We start from the raw sequence: 20,933 nt of genomic DNA, 5'->3' as shown, positions 1-20,933 counted from the left end.
ATAGCGGGGAGTAGATTTGAACTACTGACTTGCGGGTATCTCATCAGTATTGATTATGAGCCCGCCGGGATGACTTAGCCCCTTAGTCTGACTTCCCCACCCCGCTAAGTGAAGAAAAGCCTCAAGGGTGATATATACTCTTTAAAAGAATTTAGAAATAATTAATAGGATTTCTAAAGTCTTTGTACCGTGGATAAAAAAACTAGAATATTGGCAATAGCAGCAGCAGTTGCAGCTTCCATCTTGATTATTACTTCACCATCAGGTTCCATTGTAATTCCAAAACCGAATACTAGTTCTTCAGGAAATGATGCGGTGCAAATTGTTGCAACAAATCTACAAAATCCATGGGCATTAACATTTGGCGATGGGAAAATCTTTTTTACTGAAAAAGTTGGAAGGCTAAGGGTTGTAGATCATGGCATACTTGTAAATGAATCTGTAGCTGATTTCCGGGTTGCTGATATTTCAGATGCAGGTCTTCTCGGAGTAACAGCACATCCAGATTTTGTACAAAACCATTTTCTGTATGTTTATTATACATACAAAGAGGGAGACAAGTTATGGAATAAAGTACTACGAATTACAGAATCTAATAACAAAATAGTAGATGCAAAGGTGATACTTGATAAAATTCCTGGTGCGGAATTTGATGACGGTGGCGTAATCAAATTTGGCCCTGACAAAAAACTCTACATAGGTACAGGTGATGCAACTGATCAAAATGCTGCTCAAGATATAACTTCGCTTGCTGGAAAAATATTAAGATTAAATGATGATGGCTCTATCCCAAGTGATAATCCTGATCCAAATTCACCCGTTTATTCACTTGGTCACAGAAACCCACAGGGACTAGCGTGGGATGATCAAGGAAATCTCTACGAGACTGAAGAAGGACCAACAAAAAATGATGAAATAAACCTTATTGAGAAAGACAAAAACTATGGCTGGCCAAACCAAGAATGCACTGGATCAAAGGAATATCAACCTGCTCTCAAATGTTATGATATCAGCATAGAGCCTGCAGGAATTGCATATTATGGTTCGGGAAAGCTTGATTTCAAAAATAGTCTCATATTAGCAACTCTTCGCGGCAATAACTTGTACCAGCTTCCTATTTCTAACGGTAATGTCACATCACAAAAGATCATATTGGATGGACTGGGGAGAATTCGTGAGGTTGGAGTAGGACCTGATGACTATCTGTATATACTTACAGGAAATACAGATGGACAAGGATTTCCAGACAGCAAAGATGATAAACTGTTGAGGATTGTTAAGTAAATTGACTGATTCAACAATTCCAAAATTTCATGAAAAGACAAGGGATGAAAAACTAAAAGTATTAGAATCATTCTCTGATCTTTCAGAAGAAGACATCAAAATTCTGAAAAGCGAAGGAGGTATTAGCTTTGATCAAGCCAACAACATGGTTGAAAACGCAATTGGAATTATGTCATATCCACTTGGAATAGCAACAAATTTCAAAATCAATGGAAAGGACTACCTAATTCCAATGGTAATAGAAGAACCTTCAGTCATTGCGGCAGCATCAAAAGCAGCAAAGATTGCAAGAAAACATGGAGGCTTTACAATGGAAGCTGATAACTCGTACAGTATTGGTCAAATTCAGGTTGTTGAAGTTGATGTAAAATTTGGCACATCAAAAATAATGGAAAAATCTGAGGAGATTATTATTCTTGCAAACTCTAAAAGTAAAACTCTCTCCAAAATGGGAAAAGGAGCCAAAACAATTTCATGTAAAGAAGTTATAACCGAGTCAGGTCCTATGCTTGTAGTTGAAATTCTAATAGATGTAGGTGATGCAATGGGTGCTAATGTAACCAATACAATGTGTGAATCTGTTGCGTCACTAATTGAGAAAATAACTGGAGGAAGAGTAATTCTGAAAATATTGTCCAATTATTCAACAAAAAGATTAGTGAAGGGTAATGCTATATTTGACAAAGAAGAATTAGGTGGAGAAGATATTGTAAATAACATAATTTGGGCTTATGAATTTGCTGCAAATGATCCTTACAGAGCTGTTACACACAACAAAGGAATAATGAATGGAATAATAGCAGTTGCAAATTCTACTGGACAAGACACAAGAGCAATAGAAGCTGCAGCACATGCATATGCATCAAGGCATGGTAAATACACCTCACTTACAAAGTGGAAAAAGAATAATGATGGGAACCTAGTTGGGGAGATTGAAGTACCAATGTCAGTAGGAATAGTTGGTGGAATCATAAACATTCATCCTATGATAAAGACATGTGTAAAAATTCTAGGCGTAAAATCGGCCCGTGAATTATCTTGTATTATGGGAGCTGCAGGCCTTGCACAAAATCTTAGTGCTCTACGAGCATTATCTTCAGAGGGGATTCAAAAAGGACACATGAAACTACATGCACAAAACATAGCCGTAAGTGCAGGTGTTCCACCCGAAAAGATATCTTACGTGATAGCAGAAATGACTAGAGAAGGAAATATCTCCGTAACCCGGGCAAAGGAGATTCTAGAGAATCTCTAGGCGACTAAATATATATCCAAAGAAGTTTGTTAGGACTACATTGACTATAGTAAAATTTGCTGTTCCAAAAGGCAGTATAGAAGAAGCGACTTTTAAGATACTTGAGAGATCATGGACACGTGTAGTTAGAAGAGATAGGACCTACCGTGTGATATTAGATGATCCACAAATTGCGGTCAAGATGCTACGCCCTCAAGAAATTCCAAATCTGGTATTTGCAGGTCTGTATGATGTAGGTATAACAGGAAGAGATTGGGTCAAGGAAACAAATTCTGATGTAGAAATACTTCTTGATTTAGAATATGGTAAGATAAAACTTGTAATTGCAATACCTGACTCTTATAATTTCAAATCATTAGATGATATGATACTGTCTTATGCAAAGAAGAAAAAAATACTGCGAATCTCTTCTGAGTATCTGAATACAACCGCCAAATTTATCATGCAGTGTAAAAATTACAAGAAACTTTATGGTTCAAAACAACCCATCATTGTAACTCCTTGGTTAAGCCAGGGTTCTAACAAGAATGTTCAGATCTTCTTATCTTTTGGTGCTACCGAAGCAAAACCTCCGGAAGATGTTGATGCTATAATAGATGTAACAGAGACTGGTACCACTCTTACACAAAATCAACTCAAGATAATTGAAACTGTGATGGAGTCATCTGCAGTATTAATTGCAAATAAAATATCACTCAAAGATAAATCCAAACGAGAGAAAATCTATGATATAGTAACTATGCTAAGAGGTGCAGTCGAAGGAAAAAAACATCTCCATCTATTCTTAAACGTAAAAGAAGAGCATCTTGACAAATTACTGCATGACCTTCCTTCTCTCAAACGTCCTACAATAAGTCCTCTGAGTGAAAAAGGATGGTATGGTATCAATACTGTAATTCCAAAATCTGAATTCCATAAAATGATTCCAAAATTACGAAAAATCGCTCAAGGTCTAGTAGTACATGAACCAAAACAGATACTTGCACTTGAGGAGATAAAACGCGATGAGGAAAGTTGATGCGAATCATAGATATCAAAAATATGGATTCTATTATAGAATCTGTGAGACCAAAAACAAATAACACAATAAGACAACAAGTCTTATCCATCATATCTGATGTACAAAAGCGAAAAGATAAGGCTCTCAAGGAATACGAAACAAAATTCACTGGGGTAAAAACTCGCTCTTTAAAAATTACACAACAAGAGATCAAGTCAGCATACTTACAGGTCACAAAAGAACAGATTGCTGGAATAAGAATTGCAAAGACCCGATTAGAAAAATCTGAAAACGTGATACGAAAAAAACTACAAGATGTATCTGTGACAATTGATGGAATTGTAATAAAAAAAATATTTTTACCAATTGATACTGTGGGCTGCTACATCCCTGGAGGAAAAGCAAGATATCCTAGTACTATTGTCATGTCTGCTGTTCCAGCAAAGGTCGCCGGTGTCAAGAAAATAATAGCGGTATCACCATCTAACGAAAAAGGGAAGATAGATCCATTGACGCTAGTAGCTGGCGATATTTGTGGCGTAGATGAGTTCTATAGAATAGGCGGTGCACAGGCTATTGCAGCCTTGGCATATGGTACCGAGTCAATACCACAGGTAGACAAGATAGTGGGTCCAGGTGGCGTATTTGTCACCCTTGCAAAATCATTTCTCAGCGAAGTTGTTTCAATTGATATGATTGCAGGTCCTACTGAGCTTGCCATACTTGCAGATTCTACCGCAGATGCTGAATTTGTTGCACTTGATTTGATCTCTCAGGCAGAGCACAGTCCTGATACGATGTGTTGTCTAATTACAAATTCCTCAATATTAAAAAATAAAGTACTTAAATTATTACAGAAAAAAATTAAAACAATCAAGAGATCCTCTATTGTAAAAGAGAGCCTACAAAAAAATGGGTTTATTGCTATTTGTAATACAGAGCAGCAAATGGTCAATTTTGCAAATAGACTTGCACCTGAACACCTAGAAATAATCACAAAAAAACCACAACAAGTAGCAAAGAAGATCACATCTGCAGGACTTACATTAGTGGGAAAAAATACCCCGTCATCAGCCAGTGATTATCTACTAGGATCAAACCACATACTTCCAACCAACAGATTTGGAAGAACCAGAGGCTCATTGGGTGTGTTAGATTACATGAAGATACAAACCCAAATAGAATCCTCGGAATCTGCCTTGAAGAAAATTTCAAAATATATGAAAGCTCTAACTGAAGCTGAAGGCTTGACAAATCACTATGAAGCAGTAAAGGGCAGATTGTCATGAGAAAAGATTGGTTTGAGAAGGAATTAAAAAAATATTCCCGGCTTACAGGTTACAAAAAGCCTGAAAAACATTCTAATGCGATAAAACTTGACTCGAACGAAAACTATGCCGTATCTCAAGAATTCCTTGAAAAATTGATAAATGAAGTCAAAGAAAATATGGATGTACGGGAATACCCTCTGGGGGGAACAGAAAAATTAGCTCAGAATATTTCAAAATACGTAGGAACACCAAAAGAGATGATTGGTGTTGGAAATGGCTCTGATCAAATAATTGATCTTTTTCTGAGTAATTTTGCTTCGAAGGATACTAAAATTCTTACATCGGATCCAACTTTTGGATTCTTTGAAGAACGATGTAAATTATATTCTATTCCAACAATAAAAATTCCATTTGACAAAAATATGACTCTCGATCTAGAAAAATTCTTGTCACACTCCAAAAAAGCTAACATTCTCTATCTTGATACCCCAAACAATCCAACTGGATTCCAGTTTGAGAAACGAGATCTTGAAAAATTGATTCATGAATTCAGGGGTCTCATAATCATGGATGAGGCATATGTAGAATTTTCTGATTATTCTATTATGGAAATGACAAAGAAAATCAATAATCTTGTTGTACTCAGGACCCTGTCCAAATCATTTGGATTAGCAGGGCTCAGAATTGGATACTTTGTAGCCAATTCTGAGATAATTGACACATTCACAAGAGTAATTCAATACCCATACCCATTGAATGCAATAGCTATAGAGGTTGGTATCATGGCCTTACAACAATCAAAATATTTTGAAGATATTGTAAATCTTGTCAAGAAGGAACGTTCACGAATTATTTCCAATCTGAGACAGATGAAGATATTTGAGGTGTTTGACTCAAAAGCAAATTTTGTTCTCTTTGCAGCTGGTGGTTCTAGTCAACGAATCTACAAAGCATTGATTGAGCAAGGAATAGCAATTAAAAATATTGGCAAGATTGGAACGCATGAGGGATGTCTGCGAGTTACAATAGGTTCACAAGATATGAATTCTAAATTCCTTACTGCCATACGGGATTTATTAAATTGATTTTGAAGGAAATAGGAGAAGGAATTGTAATAGATTCCACAAAGATTGAGAAGATGAAAAATCTAGACTCTATAATATTTGATTGCGATGGGGTTCTCATAGATGTATCCAACTCATATGATTTGGCTATAAAAAAAACTGTGGATTTTATTACTAAAGAAATGGCACAGATAAACGAATCTGGTTTGGTAACAACAAAAATGATAGAAGGCTTCAAGAACAGCGGAGGCTTTAATGACGAAATTGATGTGACATATGCGTTAATACTTGGCATTGTTGCAGCAAAAAAAAGAAACACTCCATTCCATGATTTTATTCTGCAAGTAATTGAAAATGCGGATCAAACTGGAATAAGATCTGTTGAAAAATATTTGAATGTCATAAATGTTGATGTTTCTGATATAAGACAAAAACTAGCATATCCTGGTAAAAAATTTCAAAATCCGCTCTCTTCAATATTTGATGAAATGTTTTATGGCTCTGAATTATATGAACAGCTATACAAGAGAAAACCACAATTTTTTCATGGTCTTGGATTGATCGAAAATGATGTTGTGCTTTTAAATGAAGATCTTATTACAAAACTCCATCAGAGGTTTGACAAGAGAATTGCTATTGTAACAGGTAGGGGAAACTTGTCTGCAAAACACTCTCTCAAAGATTTATTCAAAGAATTTGATCTGAATAATTCAAAATTTCTTGAGGATGAACCACGTGAGATGGCAAAACCAAACCCCCAGTCTCTCATGTCCACAATAAGGGGTATGAATGCAAGTGTTTCGCTATATGTGGGTGACTCTATGGAAGACTATATCATGGCACGCAAGGTTGATGAATCTGGAATGCCTACTGTCTTTTGTGGCGTATATGGTACTAGCAAGGACCCTGAAGCAAAAAAATCTCTATTTGAGAACAACAATGCTGACATTATAGTTAAATCAATAGATCAAATTCCGAAGACATTAAATCTAGTCTAGGCATAAACCCCTTCTCTACTCGGGGATTTTAATGAAATCTAGAAAATCACACATCAATAGGAAAACTAAGGAAACCGAGGTACTAGTTGAGGTAAATCTAGACGGGACTGGGATGATTTCTATTAAGACGGGTTTACCATTTCTTGATCACCTAGTTACGTCATTGTCAAAGCATGCCATGCTTGATCTGAAACTGAGTGCAAAATCCATGGATGGGATAGATCATCACCTGATCGAGGATACAGCTATAGCTCTTGGAAATGCAATGGACAAATCTCTGGGTGACAGAACAGGAATTGTAAGATTTGGATATGCTTCAGTACCGATGGATGAGTCTCTTGCAGATGCATCTTTAGATCTTATCAAAAGACAATATCAAAGGATTGACTTGTCTATTAAGAGAAATCAAATAGAAGGAATCTCAAAAGAGGACTTGGAACACTTTTTCCGATCACTGGCTCAGAATCTAAACATATGTATGCACGTATCAGTAAAATATGGAGACAATGATCACCACAAGATTGAAGCTGCAATAAAGGCATTTGCAGTAGCTTGGAGAACAGCTGCAGGCTATGACAACAAGCAAAAAGGAATACCAAGTACAAAGGGTGCTATGTAGTGGTCAAGGTTGCAATATTTGATTATGGAGCAGGAAACATATTCAGTCTGAAATCATCATTAGAAAAAAATGAAGCACAGGTAGATATCATAACTAATCTTGAAAAAATAAAAAATTATTCTGGATTATTTTTGCCTGGTGTGGGAAATTTTGATCCTGCAATCAAGAGTCTCAATACTTCAAAAGTTGTATTTCAGGACTTGATAAAGAATCAGATTCCTGTATTGGGTATTTGTTTGGGCATGGAAATGTTTTTTGAGAAAAGTGAGGAAGGAAAACTTGGAGGACTGGGAATTTTAGATGGTGAAGTAATACTTCTTCCAAACAAATTCAAGATTCCACATATGGGTTGGAATAATCTTCAAATAAAAAAACCAAGTGTATTACTAGATGGAGTAAAGGAAGGATCATGGGTTTACTTTGTTCATTCTTATAGGATAAAACCAAAAAATGAAGAAATTATCATGGCAGATTCTGATTATGGAATAAATGTTCCTGCTGTAATTGAAAATCAAACATTATTTGGAACACAATTTCATCCTGAGAAATCAAGTAAAGTTGGCTCTATCATGATCAAGAACTTTTTACGAGTGTGTAAAAAGTGAAGGTAATTCCTGCCATTGATATCATGGACAACAAAGTAGTGCGTCTAGTAAAGGGAGATCCGAAAAACAAAACTGTATACAGTTCTGATCCTATTGGAATGGCAAAAAAATGGGAAAAAGCTGGTGCAGACATGCTTCATGTGGTAGATTTGGATGCTACTCTTGGAACAGGTTCAAATCTACAAACAATTGAAAAAATTACGCACTCGGTTTCTATACCTGTTGAGGCTGCAGGAGGACTACGCACGAAGGAAATGATAGAAAATGCATTACAATTTTCTTCCAAAGTGGTTCTTGGAACAATTGCTTTCAAAAATAAAGAGATCCTAGAATATGTTTCAAAGAAATTTGGAAAAGAACGAATTGTGATATCTGCAGATCAAATGGGAGGCAAAATCGTGATCAGTGGCTGGAAAGAGAGTACTGGAATAGAACTTATTCCGGGAATTGAAAATTTTGTGAGACTTGGATATTCCCAATTTCTCATAACTACGGTGGAACGGGATGGAACATTACATGGTCCGGATCTTGACTCTTTACAAAAATCATGCAGTATAAAGAATACAAGTATAATTGCAAGTGGTGGAATATCTAACTTGCAAGATATTGTAAATGTAAAAAAATGTGGCGCTGCCGGTGTAATTCTTGGTAAGGCATTATATGATGGAAAGATATCTGTAGAAGAGGTTAAGACGCTAGCATGACTTTAACCAAGAGAGTAATACCTTGTCTTGATGTTGATAATGGCAGAGTAGTAAAGGGAATGCATTTTAAATCGATAAAAGATGCAGGCGATCCTGTTTTACTTGCAGAAAAATATAGTCAAGAGGGAGCCGACGAACTAGTCTTTCTTGACATAACAGCTTCTGAACAGCAGCGAGAGACAATCAAAAGTCTTGTACAAAAAGTAGCTCAAGTAATTGATATTCCATTCACTGTAGGTGGTGGCGTAAAAAACTTGCAGGATGCAAGAGATATTCTTCTCAGTGGGGCTGACAAGGTTGCCATTAACACTGGTGCAGTGAAAAATCCAGAAATCATAACAAAATTAATGGAAATTTTCGGTAAACAATGTGTAGTGATAGCGATGGATGTAAAACGCAATTATGAGATAAAGGAAGATAGACACATCTTTACATCTGATTCCAAAAAGTTTTGGTTCGAAGTCTATATTTATGGTGGAAAAACTCCCACTAATTTTGATGCCATAGATTGGGCAAAAGAGGTAGAAAGACGCGGCGCAGGTGAGATTTTGTTAACAAGTATAGATATGGATGGAACAAAGGAGGGCTATGACGTACAACTAATCAAAGAAATAGTTAATGCTGTAAATATACCAGTTGTGGCATCAGGAGGATGTGGCAAACCAAAACACATGCTTGATGTCTTTCTGCAAACCAATGTAGATGCTGCTCTGGCTGCATCGATATTTCATTACAAGACTCACTCTGTAGATAGGGTAAAAGAATATCTCAAGGAAAATGGAGTGCCTGTTAGACTATAACAGAAAAATAGGGCTCAAGCAATGGTGTTATGATGAATAAAAAAATAAATGATATTGATTTTGCAAAAAGTGATGGTCTTGTACCAGTAATTGTTCAAGATGTCCACTCTAAGGAAATCTTAACACTTGCATATGCAAATAAAGAGTCTCTTGAACTCACACAAAAAACTGGTAACTCGTGGTTTTGGAGCAGATCTAGAAACAAGCTATGGATGAAAGGTGAAGAATCAGGAAATATACAAAAAGTCAAAGAAATCTTGGTGGATTGCGATTCAGATGCAATTGTATATCTAGTGGAGCCAAGCGGACCTGCATGTCACACTGGAGATAGAGTGTGTTTTCACAATATTTTGGAAAAATAACTCTAACATGGATATAACCCTTTAGGTACTGGTGCCATACCAGAACCACTCTCTTCTCCCGGGATGAATTCATTTATAATTTTAAATGGTATTGATTTGTAGGAAACTCCTTTGAATACTATGTTCCAATTACCAACAAGAGCTGTAGCATTGCATAATGCTAAACTTCTTTCAGTAACTGGTTTGAAAAACTGTTTAAAACTAGACTTCATCGTTCCATTAAATGGTATCTTGCTATAAACACCTCCCTCTGGATCTACAATGTCAATTTCTCCCACATCGGTTGGTTGTAAGCCATTTACTATCATGAAAATATTTTCTCCAAGCTTGTATTGGTTCTTATTGATTGAAAATGGACCTGATGAAACCCAATGCCATTGATGTGCCTCTGATTCTTTTTGTTGATAATACGAGTATGCTACTGCTGAAGCTATGCCTACTATTACGATTAAAGCAATTATTTTTCCAGTATGTTTCTTCTTTTTTGTTCTCTCTTTTATTTTCAATTTTTGAATTTTGTTTTGATGTTATTATTAATATTTCTTCTAATTGTAAAAAATTCATAAAATCTCTTAATTTACAAAATTTTCAAGTTATGGACTCTTTTGTTATTAGATCTTTTTTGAAATTATGTCTAAATTTATATTAATTTTCACTTAATCTTATTGTTTTAGAATTAAGTGTCACTTAAATTAATATTAGGATTTTTTATGTACTATTTTAAGAAGTTAGAACTATCTTGGGAAAGATAAAATTTCTACAGTGCAGAGAGTGTAAGAAAGAATATACTCCTACATTCAAGTATATCTGTGAAGACTGTTTTGGTCCTCTTGATGTACACTATGATTTTCCATCCGTAAACAAGAATACTTTTTCAAATCGTGAACATACCTACTGGAGGTATCATGAACTCTTACCAATTGAATCAAAATCTAACATAGTAAGTATTGGAGCTGGAATGACTCCATTGATCAAGGCAGAAAAACTGGGTAAAGCACTAGGCCTGAATAATCTTTATATAAAAAATGATTCAATGAATCCAACTTTCTCCTTCAAAGACAGACCTGCAGGTGTAGCTGTATCAAAAGCAAAAGAATTCGGTTTGTCTGCTGTAGGGTGTGCATCAACTGGAAATTTGGCATCAGCTACAGCAGCTCATGCAGCAAAAGGTGATTTTCCATGTTACATATTTGCACCAAGTGATATCGAACATGCAAAAATAACACAAGCTCTCTCTTACGGGGCTAATTTTATTTCAGTTGATGGAACTTATGATGATGCAAATAGAATTGCCGCACAAATAGGTGATAGCAAAGGGATAGGGATAGTTAACATAAACATGCGTTCCTACTATGTTGAAGGCTCAAAAACACTAGCTTATGAAGTAGCAGAGCAACTTGACTGGAAAGTACCAGATCAACTTATTGTACCCGTTGGAAGTGGAGCAATGTTAAATGCCATTTGTAAGGGATTTGAAGAACTTGAAAATGTCTCATTGATAAATCAAGTTTCTAACATGCACATGATTGCAGCTCAACCTCATGGATGTGCACCAATTGTTGATGCCTTTAAGAAAAATCTTTCAGAAGTGACACCGGTGGAAATTCCAGATACCATTGCAAAAAGTTTAGCCATAGGTGATCCAGGAGATGGTCAGTATGTATTACGACGTCTGCAACAATACAATGGTTTTGCTGAAGAATCAAACAATAAAGAAATCTTGGATGCTATACTATTACTAGCACGAACTGAAGGTATATTCACGGAACCAGCAGGCGGTGTCTCTGTAGCAGTATTGAAGAAAATGGTTGATGAAGGAAAGATTGACAAGAACGATTGTACCGTATGTTATGTTACAGGTAATGGACTAAAGACAACAGAAGTCATGATGGAAGTACTGGCAAAACCTCAAGTAATGCAGGCTGATGTTGGAAAAATATTGGCATTGGTGAGATAGATGGCTAATATCAAATTCACTATTCCTTCTGTACTGAATAAAGGTGGTGGGGAGAAAAAAATAGACTTGGTAGCAACCACTCTCTCTGAAGCATTTATTAAAATTTCAGAACAACTAGGAGATGAATTCAAAAGACGAGTTCTTAACCCAGACGGTTCTCCCCGATCACTTATCAATATATACATAAACGGAAAAAACATGAAATTTTCGGGAGGTCTGGAAACAGTGCTAAATGATGGAGACGAGATTTACATTTTGCCTGCAGTAGCAGGTGGTTCTGATCTTTCAAGTAAGGATCTTGAAAGATATTCAAGACAAGTAATGTTGGAAGAGATTGGTTATGAAGGTCAGATCAAACTCAAAAAATCAAAAGTATGCGTTGTTGGGGTAGGTGGGCTAGGTAATCCAATAGTGACTCGACTGGTTGCCATGGGAATAGGAACGATAAGAATTGTGGATAGGGATGTAATAGAAATATCAAATCTACATAGACAAACAATGTTTGATGAATCTGATGTAGGTCAGATCAAAGTCGAGGTTGCTGCAAAAAAGCTCAAAAAAATGAATTCAGATGTGATAATTGAAGCATTACCTGTTTCTGTAAATGACTATACTGCACTAGATGTAGTGGAGGGATGTGACGTTGTAATTGATGCACTTGACAGCGTTAACGCCAGGTATTCTCTTAACAAGGCCTGCATAAAAAAAAACATTCCATTTGTGACAGGGGCAGCAGTGGGAGTTTCAGGGCAAGTATTTACCATACTGCCACATCAAACCGCATGCTATCACTGCATATTTCCATCACTTGATGAAAATTCTATGCCTACATGTAGTACTGAAGGCGTTCACCCATCAATACTTTCTATTGTTGGAGGAATTGAGGTTGCAGAAGCAGTCAAAGTCATCATAGGAAGAGCACCCACTTTGGCAAACAAATTACTTTACATTGATCTTGATAATCTTGATTTCAATACTGCAGTTTTCAACAAAGTAGATGAATGTTCTGAATGTGGTTCGGGCAAACATGAGGAATTGCCTTCTCAAGAACTCATTGTTGAAGAGTTATGTGGACGCAATAGGGGAAAGCGTACATTTTCTATCACTCCTACAACAATGATTGAGATTGATGTTCCAAAAATAACAAGTGCTGCATCAGAAAAAGGCTTCAAAGTGCAAAATCAAGGTGAGTTAGGATTGTCAATTTCTTCCAATGACATCTTTGTAAGTTTCTTAAAACGTGGTTCTGCTGTAATTGTTGGCGAAAAGGATGAAAATTCTGCCATTACATTATACAAAAAATTAGTTAACGCATAACAATTTTTTTCGAAAATCTACACTTCCTTTATTGTTTGAACTAGTTTCAAATAAGGATCCTCCATTGAGTCTAGAATAGTTTTTGCTCTTTGTTTATTTGTTTCACCACCGCTTATCATTTTTTTGATCAAGAATGAAATTTTCTTTGGATTTGTTTCTCTTTTTACAAGTCCTACTCGTACAAGATATTTCTCAATATAATTTGGTACTGCATCATATGATATAGTTGGAATTCCCATCAATGCAGCTTCTGCAGTCATAGTACCTCCTGAACCAATGAAAAGATCTGTAATGCTAAGGAGTGATTTACCATCTACAACTTTATCCATTATGATGACTTTTTTACCAAATTTTTCTTCCAGTCTCTTCTTTTGTATTACATACCTTGCCAAGACTATGATATTGTAGGGATTGTTTTCCTTACTTGCTTCATAAATTATGTTGTCACTCACAGTCTTTCCTAGAATATATGCAGCCTCTGACTCTTCTGGTCTTATCACAATTGTCTTTTTAGTTTTGTCAACCTTCACTCTTCTAATTCTCGATCTTTCTCTTACTATTACAGATGCATCAATGGCTTTGTAATGCATGATATCTTTTTTTGAAATTCCATATCGGACAAACTCATTCTTGGGTATAACCCAAGGAATGAGTAGTTTCTGTACTAAGGGTAATGCAAGTCTCATTACAGCTTCTGCATGGGGAGAATCTGAAAATGCTACATGCTTGATTCCTATTCCATAGGAAATTCTTGCAGCTTCAGGCGAACAGAAACTAACGGTCAAATCAGGTGAGAACTTTATTATCTCCTCTAAAAGATGGTTCATTCTCTGTATGCTTGAGTAAAGTTTTCCCTCTTTGGTAGAGCCACCATGTTTTCCAACTAACTTTAGATCCACATTTTTTATCTTGGATAATTCTACAACTTCACGATAATTTCGTGAAGTACATAGTATTTTGTGATTTTTACTCAATTTACTTACCATTGGAGCAAAGAAAAGCAGCTGTTTAGGAGTAAGAATGTCAAACCAGATTTTCAAACATTTCTGGTATAATCTAAGGGTGGAAAAAGTTTTACCTTAGGCCTTTTTCGGGCTGTCCTAGGTATCTTGCCAAGGGGTATAGTATATGATCCTGCAAATGGAAAGATATACGTTGCAAACTTTGGATCTAACACTATCTCTATAATAGATACCTCAAACAACAACGTTTCTACTATTCTTACAGGTTCTACTGGCGGTCCAAACGGTGTCGCATTTGATCCAATGAACGGATTTGTCTATGTGCCAGACTTTTCAGGTACTAGACTAAATGTAATAGATACTGCAACTAACACTTTCATTAATCCAGTTACATTACCTAGTGCACCTTACTATTACTATACAATATTTGATCCAGTAAACTCTGATATTTACATAACCAGTGGTAGTAACGTTGCAATAGTCCAGACGCAGACACAATTTACAGTTACAGTAGTCCACAACCACATCAATATCCTCATCAGCCAACCCATCCACATTTGGTAATTCCGTAACATTTACAGCTATGATATCACCAAATACCGCAACAGGCACTGTAACATTTAGCATTGATGAAACACCACAAGCACCAGTCACGATATCAGGAGGTACTGCAACACTTGCTACATCTACACTATCAGTAGGATCTCATAGTATCACCGCAGCATATTCAGGTGACACAAATGATCTTTCCAGTACATCGACTATTACAGACTGTAAAACCAATTTCCTTCTCCTCATTTACAGCCAAGGTCCACATCGAAGACAATTACACACACTTTGAGCTCAAGTTCAAGTTCACTCTTGGTACAGGAAGTAGCGGATTCAACCCGGCAACAGACAACATATCATTACAGGTTGGAACATTCTCTACAATAATTCCTGCAGGATCTTTCAAACAAGATGACAAGAACTACGAGTTTAAGGGTGTCATAAATGGTGTGCATATCGAGGCATCCATAAAATCACTTGGCAGCAATACATCTAAACTCAAGGTAGAGGCTGAGCATGCAAATCTGACCGGAACTGCAAATCCTGTACCAGTACAGATTACAATAGGAAACAACTCTGGCACGGCCACGGTTAATACCAAGATAGATGTGGATCATGATCATGATACAGATCATAACTCAAATCATGATAACAATTCAGGACACCATGACTCCAAGTAAAAATAAGACCACATCCTTATGCCGCTTTGATTTTTAAACAGTTACCGACTCTAAAGAATCATCTTAACGCATTCATCAACCTATATCAATAACATGGAATTCGATATTAATCCTGATATTTATGGTAGGCAAAGTTTTTCTTAGCCCGTACTCATAGTCCGGATGGTTTGGTTGCAACAAAAATTGTTGTGTATGGCTTGAGCACCGAGGGATACTCTATTGCTTGCCAAATGGCAATGAAAGGAGCTGATGTTTTCATTGTTGACGAATCTGCCCATATGGCAATTTCCCTCAAGGCAGAGATTGCAAAGACATATCCTAATGTTACATCATTAAAAGAGGATGAGCCACTTTTGGGTGTTGAACCCATAGATGTTGCTATATCTCACGCTGAATATCTTTTCTTTGCCCCTAGAATAAGAAAGACCGGACAAGAAGCAAAGATGGAAATTCATTCAAAATTTAAAGATGCTACATCATCAATAAAGAAAGGTGGCTCAGTAATTTACAACCTTCCGACTGGTATAGGGGGAAATAACGAAACTATTTCTCTGCTTGAACATGTCTCTGGTCTTGAGATGGGTAAAAATATTTCATATTTTTATTATCCTCTTTCAAAAAATAATACCCCTGAAATTATTGGTTCATTTAATGCAAAAAATGATGACAAGCTTTCCAAATTGTTGGAATCTGATAAAAAAGGCAAAAAGTTTGTCTCCATACCCTCATCTGAAATTTTGCATGCAACTAAAATTCTTACTCAATTCGCAAGTTTATCGAGTGTTCTAGAAGTTTCCAAGTTCGCACAGGATTCCCAGACAAGAAACGATCTTGTTCTTACTGAATATAATGATCTATTTCTTGATGATATGACAAATGGACTATATGATTTAAGATCACTTGGTACATCTGTAGAAGGCGCAGGTACTATGATGTATTTGGTAAATGGAAGTATAAAGGGAATCGAAGGTTATGTCAAGAGACTAATTGACGAAATTCGTTCAACGTTGAAAAAAAATGAACTAAAAGCAAGCAGAACCAAAGTGGTTTTGGTTTGGACTCAGGACTCTTACGAGATGAGAGGAGACAAGGTAGATATGTTAAACTCTCTTGTTACAAAACTACGCGATTACATAGGTGATGTAGAGATACATCAAGGGCAGGAATTAGATATTTTCCATAGTGATAAGACCACAATCATAGTGGCATGCTCAAAATTCGATTATGAGAAGATTACTAAAAATGGAAAAGATTCTGATGTTATTGTAATTAAAACGAATCCTCTTTGTGAGATATTATAATAAGGGCATATCCCAAAAAATATCGTAGTATGTTTGACACATCGGATGTATCTCAAAATGATTTAACCGAAAACCAAGAACATCATAACAATAAAAACGAGATGGAATCCTCCCAAGAACTTGAAACAATGAAAGTTCAACTAGAACAAGAAAAAGAAAAGGTCTCCTCTTGTGAAAAAAAAATCCAATACCTACTTGCAGATTTTGAAAATCTAAAGAAAAGATCAGATGTTGATATTCAGAATCGTGTTAACTCGATCACTGATGGTGTTATTCTCAAATTTCTTGGAATATATGATGATTTTGTACGTGCTGTAGATGTCTTATCAAAACAAGATGCAAATACTCAAGGTTTAGATGCTATTTTGAAAAATATGGATGCGTTTCTAGCCGAATTTGGGGTGAAATCAATTGAAGCAATGGGCGAGATCTTTGATCCTAAATTGCATGAGGCAATATCTGTAAAAGAAGATTCAACATTGGATGATAATACTATCACTGCAGAGTTCCGTAAAGGATATATTTTGAAAGAGAGAGTTATTAGACCAAGCTTAGTGGAGATATCTAAGAGAAATATAAAAGAGATGAATGTAAATGGCTAAAATTATTGGTATTGATTTGGGAACAAGTAATTCTGCTGCAGCTGTTATGCTGGGTGGAAAACCTACCCTTATTCCAGCGTCAGAGGGAACCACAGTTGGGGGAAAAGCATTTCCATCTGTTGTAGGACTCACAAAAGATGGTCAACTCATAGTTGGTGAACCAGCTAGAAGACAAGCAGTAACCAATCCAGAAGGTACAGTAATTGCAGCAAAAAGAAAGATGGGAACAGATCATTTTTTTAAAATTTATGATAAAGAATACAAACCTCAACAAATTTCTGCATTCATCCTACAAAAAATAAAGCGGGATGCTGAGGCATTTACTGGGGACAAGGTTGAAAAAGCGGTAATCACAGTACCTGCATATTTTAATGATAATCAGAGACAAGCAACCAAAGACGCTGGACAAATTGCGGGTCTTGATGTTGTAAGAATAATAAATGAACCAACTGCTGCTGCACTTGCCTTTGGCCTAGACAAATTAAAACAAGATATGAAAATTATGGTATTTGACTTGGGTGGAGGAACACTTGATGTAACCATAATGGAAATGGGTGGTGGTGTGTTTGAAGTCATGAGTACTTCTGGAGATACTCAACTTGGAGGTACAGACATGGATAAAGTTTTGATTGATTATATTGTTGACAGTTTTAGAAAAACATCTGGAATTGATATCTCAAAAGATAATGCAGCGATGGTACGAGTAAGGGAAGCTGCTGAAAAGGCAAAGATTGAACTCTCCTCAATATTTGAAACAGATATCAACTTACCGTTCATATCATATGATCAATCCTCAGGACCCAAGAACCTTGAATTAAAAATAACCCGGGCAAAGTTTGAGGAACTCATCAATCCAATAGTGGAAAGATGCAGACCTTCTGTTACGAAATCTATGGAAGATGCAAAGCTTACTCCTGCAGATGTTAGTAAAATTATCTTGGTCGGTGGTCCTACTAGAATTCCTCTGGTCAAAAAATTTGTCGCTAATTTAATGGGAAAAGAACCTGAGGCAGGGATCGATCCAATGGAGGCTGTTGCTTTAGGTGCTGCAGTTCAGGCAGGAATTATTGGTGGCGAAGTTACAAGCGATATTGTACTTCTTGATGTTACCCCTCTTACACTTGGTTTAGAAGTGTTAGGAGGATTACGAGAACCCATAATTGACAGGAATACCACAATTCCTACCTCCAAGAGCAAAGTTTTCACTACTGCTGCGGATAACCAAACTGCTGTAACTATACATGTAGTTCAAGGAGAGAGACCAATGGCTGCAGATAATGTGTCCCTTGGAAGCTTTAATCTTTCAGGAATTCTTCCTGCTCCTAGGGGTATTCCACAAATTGAGGTCAAATTTGATATTGATGCAAACGGCATACTCAATGTTACAGCAAAAGATCTAGCTACGCAAAAAGAAGCAAAGATAACCATTACTGCAAGCACAAAACTTGCCAAAGGGGATATAGAAAAAATGACAAAAGATGCTGAACTCTTCGCTGAGCAGGACAAAAAGAAGAAAGAGGAGGTATTGATCAAAAATGAAGCACAGCAATCTATCTATGCAGCTGAAACTTTGATCAGCCAACAGAAAGACAAGATATCACAAGATCAGGGTGTTCAGGTAAGTAATGCAATAAAAGAACTAAAAGATGTTCTTGACAAAAGTATTGAAGAAATAAAGCCAAAACTTGATTCATTAACCAAATTGATAAACGATATCAGTACTGAACTTTACAAAAATGTCACACCACCACCCGGTGCAGCTGCACAAGGTGGACCGGAGGCAACTACCCAAAGTGAACCTGGTGCGACTGGACAAGATGCAGGTAATTCACCAAACTGATCTTTATACAAGGGAATAGACACGAGTTGAATTATCATGAGTGCTAAACGTGACTATTATGAGGTTCTGGGAGTCTCAAAAAGCTCAAATCCAGATGAGATAAAATCGCAATATAGAAAACTTGCTCTGAAATTTCATCCTGATAAAAATAAATCACCTGACGCTGCAGAGCACTTTAAGGAAATTTCAGAAGCATATGCAGTATTATCTGATGTGGAAAAACGTAAAATCTATGATACACATGGCCATGCTGGCGTAGATGGGAAATATAGTACAGATGATATTTTTCAAGGTTCCAAAGCTAACTTTGAAGACATCTTTGGAGGCGCTGGCGGTTTTGAGTCTATTTTTGAATCTATTTTTGGTAGAGGTGGTGGATTTCGATTTGGCGGATTTGATTTTGGAGGATCTGGAAGATCAAGAGGTTCTGATCTTGTGTATGAAACAGCACTGACACTTGAAGAAGCATTCAAGGGGAAAAAAGAAGAAATTGACCTACCACGACTAGTAAACTGTGATACTTGCAACGGATCAGGCTGTGCTCCTGGCACATCTGTGAGGACATGTTCTGTATGTAACGGTCAAGGTCAGACAAGAGTATCACGAAGTAGTGGATTTTCTACATTTGTAACTGTGCAACCATGTAATACTTGTAGAGGACAGGGTAAGATAATAGAAAGACCATGCTCAAAATGTAAGGGATCTGGCAAGCAAAAAGCAACAAAGAAATTTTCATTTGAAATTCCTCCGGGAGTAGAGGATGGAGAATATAGAATTCCGGGTGAAGGCGAATCAGTTCAAAATGGTGTAAACGGTGATCTAATTGTTAGAATAAGAGTGCAACCACATGATAAATTCAAGAGAGATGGTGCTGATGTTTTTTATGATGCAAATATATCGATGATTGATGCAGCATTGGGCAAAAATATTTTGGTTGAAACACTCGAGGGACAAGAAAAACTTGAGGTAGAATCAGGAAGTCAACCAAACACAATAGTTAAACTAAAAGGAAAAGGGCTTCCTCGCCAGAGTGGCAGGGGTAGGGGAGATGAATATGTCAGACTTGTTATCAATATACCTACCAAGATAGACAAACACCAACGTAAATTACTTGAAGAATTAAAAGATAGTTTTAGCAGGAGTTAGTGACATTGAGAATAGCGCTTGATGTGGATGGAGTTTTAGCAGATGTAATCACATCGTGGTTATCATATAGTAATAAAATAAGACCAACGATATTGAAATCTCAAATATCTGAGTGGGACTTTTGGAGAAAACACAGTATAGATAAATTTGATTTTTACAATGAGCTTTCAATTTGTTGGAAATCTTGGAAAAATATGCCTCCTACCGAAAACAATATTGCACATGCTACTACACAACTATCAAATCTTGGTACTGTTGATATTGTAACAGCAAGAGATGAATCTACACATAGTGATGTAAAAAACTGGCTTAGACTACATAAAATAAATTTCAAAAACTATGTTGGTGTATTAGAAGGAATAGAAAAATCGCGACTGGACTATGATGTATTTATTGATGATTCTCCACTTAATGCACAAAGCATACTGGATGAAGGAAAATCTGTGATACTTTACTCACAACCTTGGAATGAATCATTTGATGACCATAGGGCTACGAGGATCCGCGAGCTAAAAAATGCAGTGCCTGTAATTGATAAAATGATCAATGGAAACGAATGACTTCAAATGGATGGATGAATATAAAAAAGAACTTATTGTAGGATCTTAATTCTCACG

The 20,933-nt window shown here is 36.5% G+C and carries 23 protein-coding genes and 1 tRNA gene; 21 read left to right on the top strand and 3 right to left on the bottom strand.

Annotated elements, in window-relative coordinates:
* Position 1: 1 nt before the first annotated feature.
* A tRNA-Met gene (locus BQ3481_RS07910) sits at positions 2 to 106 on the bottom strand.
* 83 nt (positions 107 to 189) lie between these two features.
* Here BQ3481_RS07910 and BQ3481_RS07905 point away from each other — a divergent pair.
* From BQ3481_RS07905 to hisI, 11 genes are read left to right on the top strand one after another with little or no spacing between them, the layout of a single operon-like run.
* Positions 190 to 1,284, top strand: a complete 1,095-nt coding sequence (locus tag BQ3481_RS07905) for a PQQ-dependent sugar dehydrogenase (RefSeq protein WP_157927776.1) — start codon at positions 190 to 192, stop codon at positions 1,282 to 1,284.
* A gap of 1 nt (position 1,285) precedes the next feature.
* Positions 1,286 to 2,539 carry a hydroxymethylglutaryl-CoA reductase, degradative gene (locus BQ3481_RS07900; protein WP_157927775.1) on the top strand — a complete coding sequence of 418 codons (1,254 nt, stop codon included), beginning with the start codon at positions 1,286 to 1,288 and terminating at the stop codon, positions 2,537 to 2,539.
* A 40-nt stretch (positions 2,540 to 2,579) separates the two neighbouring features.
* Entirely contained in the window at positions 2,580 to 3,557 is a 978-nt protein-coding gene (gene hisG / locus BQ3481_RS07895) for an ATP phosphoribosyltransferase (protein WP_157927774.1), read from the top strand.
* A complete protein-coding gene (gene hisD / locus BQ3481_RS07890) occupies positions 3,557 to 4,828 on the top strand; it encodes a histidinol dehydrogenase (protein WP_157927773.1) in 1,272 nt (423 codons plus the stop codon). Before hisG ends, hisD begins: the two co-directional genes overlap by 1 nt.
* Complete coding sequence (hisC, locus tag BQ3481_RS07885; RefSeq protein WP_157927772.1) at positions 4,825 to 5,895, top strand: histidinol-phosphate transaminase; 1,071 nt, start codon at positions 4,825 to 4,827, stop codon at positions 5,893 to 5,895. Before hisD ends, hisC begins: the two co-directional genes overlap by 4 nt.
* Positions 5,896 to 5,897: 2 nt before the next feature.
* The gene (locus BQ3481_RS07880; RefSeq protein WP_320410691.1) at positions 5,898 to 6,872 is read left to right on the top strand and encodes an HAD family hydrolase; all 975 of its coding nucleotides are present in this window, start codon (positions 5,898 to 5,900) and stop codon (positions 6,870 to 6,872) included.
* A 31-nt stretch (positions 6,873 to 6,903) separates the two neighbouring features.
* A complete protein-coding gene (locus BQ3481_RS07875; protein ID WP_157927771.1) occupies positions 6,904 to 7,491 on the top strand; it encodes an imidazoleglycerol-phosphate dehydratase in 588 nt (195 codons plus the stop codon).
* Positions 7,491 to 8,096, top strand: a complete 606-nt coding sequence (gene hisH, locus BQ3481_RS07870) for an imidazole glycerol phosphate synthase subunit HisH (RefSeq protein ID WP_157927770.1) — start codon at positions 7,491 to 7,493, stop codon at positions 8,094 to 8,096. The genes BQ3481_RS07875 and hisH overlap by 1 nt, the downstream gene beginning before the upstream one ends.
* Positions 8,093 to 8,800, top strand: coding sequence for a 1-(5-phosphoribosyl)-5-[(5-phosphoribosylamino)methylideneamino]imidazole-4-carboxamide isomerase (gene hisA, locus BQ3481_RS07865; protein WP_157927769.1), 708 nt, complete (start codon positions 8,093 to 8,095; stop codon positions 8,798 to 8,800). The genes hisH and hisA overlap by 4 nt, the downstream gene beginning before the upstream one ends.
* A complete protein-coding gene (gene hisF, locus BQ3481_RS07860; RefSeq protein WP_157927768.1) occupies positions 8,797 to 9,600 on the top strand; it encodes an imidazole glycerol phosphate synthase subunit HisF in 804 nt (267 codons plus the stop codon). Before hisA ends, hisF begins: the two co-directional genes overlap by 4 nt.
* 32 nt (positions 9,601 to 9,632) lie before the next feature.
* Entirely contained in the window at positions 9,633 to 9,962 is a 330-nt protein-coding gene (gene hisI / locus BQ3481_RS07855) for a phosphoribosyl-AMP cyclohydrolase (RefSeq protein ID WP_157927767.1), read from the top strand.
* Between the two features lie 2 nt (positions 9,963 to 9,964).
* On the opposite strand, the gene BQ3481_RS07850 is transcribed toward hisI, so the two are convergent.
* Positions 9,965 to 10,468, bottom strand: a complete 504-nt coding sequence (locus BQ3481_RS07850) for a hypothetical protein (protein ID WP_157927766.1) — start codon at positions 10,466 to 10,468, stop codon at positions 9,965 to 9,967.
* 233 nt (positions 10,469 to 10,701) lie between these two features.
* On the opposite strand from BQ3481_RS07850, the gene BQ3481_RS07845 reads away from it, so the two are divergent.
* Together BQ3481_RS07845 and BQ3481_RS07840 are read left to right on the top strand one after the other, a co-directional pair.
* Complete coding sequence (locus tag BQ3481_RS07845; protein WP_173848092.1) at positions 10,702 to 11,919, top strand: threonine synthase; 1,218 nt, start codon at positions 10,702 to 10,704, stop codon at positions 11,917 to 11,919.
* A complete protein-coding gene (locus BQ3481_RS07840) occupies positions 11,920 to 13,236 on the top strand; it encodes a ThiF family adenylyltransferase (protein WP_157927765.1) in 1,317 nt (438 codons plus the stop codon).
* Positions 13,237 to 13,253: 17 nt separating this feature from the next.
* Here BQ3481_RS07840 and BQ3481_RS07835 read toward each other — a convergent pair whose 3' ends face one another.
* A complete protein-coding gene (locus tag BQ3481_RS07835; RefSeq protein ID WP_157927764.1) occupies positions 13,254 to 14,276 on the bottom strand; it encodes a DUF354 domain-containing protein in 1,023 nt (340 codons plus the stop codon).
* Between the two features lie 69 nt (positions 14,277 to 14,345).
* Between BQ3481_RS07835 and BQ3481_RS07830 the strand changes: the two genes are divergently transcribed.
* The 8 genes from BQ3481_RS07830 to BQ3481_RS07795 all read left to right on the top strand — a co-directional run bounded on the left by BQ3481_RS07830 (position 14,346) and on the right by BQ3481_RS07795 (position 20,876).
* Positions 14,346 to 14,762 carry a YncE family protein gene (locus BQ3481_RS07830; protein WP_157927763.1) on the top strand — a complete coding sequence of 139 codons (417 nt, stop codon included), beginning with the start codon at positions 14,346 to 14,348 and terminating at the stop codon, positions 14,760 to 14,762.
* Positions 14,763 to 14,781: 19 nt separating this feature from the next.
* Positions 14,782 to 15,039, top strand: a complete 258-nt coding sequence (locus tag BQ3481_RS11980) for an Ig-like domain-containing protein (RefSeq protein WP_157927762.1) — start codon at positions 14,782 to 14,784, stop codon at positions 15,037 to 15,039.
* Positions 14,939 to 15,427, top strand: a complete 489-nt coding sequence (locus BQ3481_RS07820; protein ID WP_157927761.1) for a hypothetical protein — start codon at positions 14,939 to 14,941, stop codon at positions 15,425 to 15,427. The genes BQ3481_RS11980 and BQ3481_RS07820 overlap by 101 nt, the downstream gene beginning before the upstream one ends.
* 167 nt (positions 15,428 to 15,594) lie before the next feature.
* Positions 15,595 to 16,728 carry a hypothetical protein gene (locus BQ3481_RS07815; RefSeq protein ID WP_157927760.1) on the top strand — a complete coding sequence of 378 codons (1,134 nt, stop codon included), beginning with the start codon at positions 15,595 to 15,597 and terminating at the stop codon, positions 16,726 to 16,728.
* Between the two features lie 29 nt (positions 16,729 to 16,757).
* Positions 16,758 to 17,330 carry a nucleotide exchange factor GrpE gene (locus BQ3481_RS07810; protein WP_157927759.1) on the top strand — a complete coding sequence of 191 codons (573 nt, stop codon included), beginning with the start codon at positions 16,758 to 16,760 and terminating at the stop codon, positions 17,328 to 17,330.
* Positions 17,323 to 19,170 (top strand): molecular chaperone DnaK, encoded by a 1,848-nt coding sequence (gene dnaK, locus BQ3481_RS07805; protein ID WP_157927758.1) that lies wholly within the window; start codon positions 17,323 to 17,325, stop codon positions 19,168 to 19,170. The genes BQ3481_RS07810 and dnaK overlap by 8 nt, the downstream gene beginning before the upstream one ends.
* A 36-nt stretch (positions 19,171 to 19,206) precedes the next feature.
* A complete protein-coding gene (dnaJ, locus tag BQ3481_RS07800) occupies positions 19,207 to 20,316 on the top strand; it encodes a molecular chaperone DnaJ (RefSeq protein WP_157927757.1) in 1,110 nt (369 codons plus the stop codon).
* Positions 20,316 to 20,876, top strand: coding sequence for a 5' nucleotidase, NT5C type (locus BQ3481_RS07795; protein WP_394336720.1), 561 nt, complete (start codon positions 20,316 to 20,318; stop codon positions 20,874 to 20,876). The genes dnaJ and BQ3481_RS07795 overlap by 1 nt, the downstream gene beginning before the upstream one ends.
* Positions 20,877 to 20,933: the final 57 nt, after the last annotated feature.

It is taken from the genome of Candidatus Nitrosotalea okcheonensis (assembly GCF_900177045.1).
Lineage (GTDB): Archaea > Thermoproteota > Nitrososphaeria > Nitrososphaerales > Nitrosopumilaceae > Nitrosotalea > Nitrosotalea okcheonensis.
The sequence above is the reverse complement of the archived record's forward strand: the minus strand, read 5'-3'. Positions and strand labels throughout refer to the sequence as shown.

Excerpts from the sequence above, each read along its gene's own strand:
- hisC (WP_157927772.1), top strand. The coding sequence starts at position 4,825 with ATGAGAAAAGATTGGTTTGAGAAGGAATTAAAAAAATATTCCCGGCTT.
- BQ3481_RS07840 (WP_157927765.1), top strand. The coding sequence starts at position 11,920 with ATGGCTAATATCAAATTCACTATTCCTTCTGTACTGAATAAAGGTGGT.
- dnaK (WP_157927758.1), top strand. The coding sequence starts at position 17,323 with ATGGCTAAAATTATTGGTATTGATTTGGGAACAAGTAATTCTGCTGCA.
- hisI (WP_157927767.1), top strand. The coding sequence starts at position 9,633 with ATGAATAAAAAAATAAATGATATTGATTTTGCAAAAAGTGATGGTCTT.
- BQ3481_RS07820 (WP_157927761.1), top strand. The coding sequence starts at position 14,939 with ATGATCTTTCCAGTACATCGACTATTACAGACTGTAAAACCAATTTCC.
- hisF (WP_157927768.1), top strand. The coding sequence starts at position 8,797 with ATGACTTTAACCAAGAGAGTAATACCTTGTCTTGATGTTGATAATGGC.
- BQ3481_RS07875 (WP_157927771.1), top strand. The coding sequence starts at position 6,904 with ATGAAATCTAGAAAATCACACATCAATAGGAAAACTAAGGAAACCGAG.
- BQ3481_RS07810 (WP_157927759.1), top strand. The coding sequence starts at position 16,758 with ATGTTTGACACATCGGATGTATCTCAAAATGATTTAACCGAAAACCAA.
- dnaJ (WP_157927757.1), top strand. The coding sequence starts at position 19,207 with ATGAGTGCTAAACGTGACTATTATGAGGTTCTGGGAGTCTCAAAAAGC.
- hisD (WP_157927773.1), top strand. The coding sequence starts at position 3,557 with ATGCGAATCATAGATATCAAAAATATGGATTCTATTATAGAATCTGTG.
- BQ3481_RS11980 (WP_157927762.1), top strand. The coding sequence starts at position 14,782 with ATGATATCACCAAATACCGCAACAGGCACTGTAACATTTAGCATTGAT.